Origin of the sequence: Comamonas sp. GCA5 (assembly GCF_036541385.1) — a bacterium.
Taxonomy (GTDB): domain Bacteria; phylum Pseudomonadota; class Gammaproteobacteria; order Burkholderiales; family Burkholderiaceae_C; genus Comamonas; species Comamonas aquatica.
On sequence record NZ_JAZHFR010000217.1, the window covers coordinates 1 to 603 of the forward strand.

A 603-nucleotide genomic window follows, 5' to 3' on the forward strand; every position below is an offset into this window, starting at 1 on the left:
CCGGCGGCGGTCGACGCCCTGCCCAGCACGGCGGCACAACGCCGCCCCGGCGCGCTGCCGGCCGCCGAGATGGACAGCAAGATCCTCAAGGCCTCCATCCTGAACGGCGCCATCGAGCTGCTGCCCGAGAACCTGTCCACCCTGGCCATCATTCCGCTGCAGATGCGTCTGGTCTACCAGATCGGCCAGAGCTATGGCTACGAGCTGGACCGTGGTCACATCAAGGACCTGCTGGCCGCGCTGGGCGTGGGCCTGACCTCGCAGTACCTGGAGGAGGCCGGGCGCAAGCTGCTGGGGGGGCTGCTGGGCAAGGCGGGCAAGGGCATCTTCGGCGGCCTGGGCAAGCAGGCCGTCAGCAGCGGCATGAGCTTTGCCAGCACTTATGCCCTGGGGCATGTGGCCAACCAGTACTACGCGGGCGGGCGCCAGCTGTCGACCGACATGCTCAAGGACGCCTACCAGCACGTGATGCAGGATGGCCGCCAGCTGTCGGGTCCCGGATGATTACGCACGTTCTTGACGAATAAATCAGGAGCTTTCATCTTCCATTTTTTGAGTGCTTGGACTGGGGCTTCATGCCCCAGTGCCTTTTGTGGCAAGTGG

1 protein-coding gene is annotated in these 603 nt (G+C 65.0%); it reads left to right on the forward strand.

All coding sequences use genetic code 11. From position 1 onward, the window contains the following. On the forward strand, window positions 1–504 hold a 504-nt coding region (locus SJH88_RS19325), incomplete at its 5' end, for a YcjF family protein (protein ID WP_420921768.1). Window positions 505–603: the final 99 nt, after the last annotated feature.